We start from the raw sequence: 1206 nt of genomic DNA, 5'->3' as shown, positions 1-1206 counted from the left end.
GGCCCAGGACGAGGAAGTCAGAAAGGAAGGCATCCAGCGATTCTAGGGACGCCGGGCTTTATCCCTGTGTCGAATAAACAAGCAACGAAAATGTTCTTCCTGCTTATATATGAGCGCCCGTACAGTCGCGGGTCTCCCAGAACCGAACTCCAGGCGATGTATCAATACACCCCGTTCGACACCCAGTTCGTCAAGCAACGCGCGGCCCAGTTCCGCGACCAGCTCCAGCGCAACCTCGCCGGCACGCTGGGCGATGACGAGTTCCGCGCCCTGCGCCTGCAGAACGGCTGGTACATCCAGCGCCATGCGCCGATGGCCCGCATCGCGGTGCCGTACGGCGAGCTGAGCGCCACGCAGCTGCGCATGCTGGCGCGCATCGCGCGCGAGTTCGACCGCGGCTATGCCCACTTCACGACGCGGCAGAACTGCCAATACAACTGGATCCCGCTGCCGAAGGCGGCCGACGTGATGGACCTGCTGGCCTCGGTCAGCATGCACGGCATCCAGACCAGCGGCAACTGCATCCGCAACATCACGAGCGACTGCTTCGCCGGCGTCGCGGCCGACGAGGTCATCGACCCCCGCCCCTACTGCGAGATCCTGCGCCAGTGGAGCACGCTGAACCCCGAGTTCGCGTTCCTGCCGCGCAAGTTCAAGATCGCCGTCAGCGGCGCGAAGGAAGACCGTGCCGCGATCGCTTGGCACGACATCGGCCTGCAGCTGCTGAAGAACGAGGCCGGCGAGATCGGCTTCAAGGTGCTGGTCGGCGGCGGCATGGGGCGCACGCCGGTCATCGGCACGGTGATCAGCGAGTTCCTGCCGTGGCAGCAGATCCTCGTCTACCTCGAGGCCATCGTGCGGGTCTACAACCGCTACGGCCGGCGCGACAACATGTACAAGGCGCGCATCAAGATCCTGGTGAAGGCCGAAGGCCAGCGCTTCCTCGACGACGTGGCCGAGGAGTTCAAGAAGATCCTCGAGCTCGACAGCGACGGCACCGAGCAGATCATTCCGCAGGCCGAGTTCGACCGCGTCGCGGCGCACTTCGTGACGCCGGCCGGCGTCGCACCTGTCCCTGGCAACACGAGTGCGAACAGCCGGATCGACATCCCCGCCGACGCGCCCGCCGCCTACCAGCGCTGGCTCGAGCGCAACGTGCACCCGCACCAGCTGGCCGGCTACCGCAGCGTGACGCTGTCGCTCAAG

1 protein-coding gene is annotated in these 1206 nt (G+C 65.7%); it reads left to right on the top strand.

All coding sequences use genetic code 11. The features are described from left to right. Positions 1-156 precede the first annotated feature (156 nt). The coding region (locus AC1D15_RS33150; RefSeq protein ID WP_477829411.1) for a nitrite/sulfite reductase at positions 157-1206 on the top strand (1050 nt) is incomplete at its 3' end.

It is taken from the genome of Rhizobacter sp. P2_H2 (assembly GCF_056403375.1).
The sequence above is the reverse complement of the archived record's forward strand: the minus strand, read 5'-3'. Positions and strand labels throughout refer to the sequence as shown.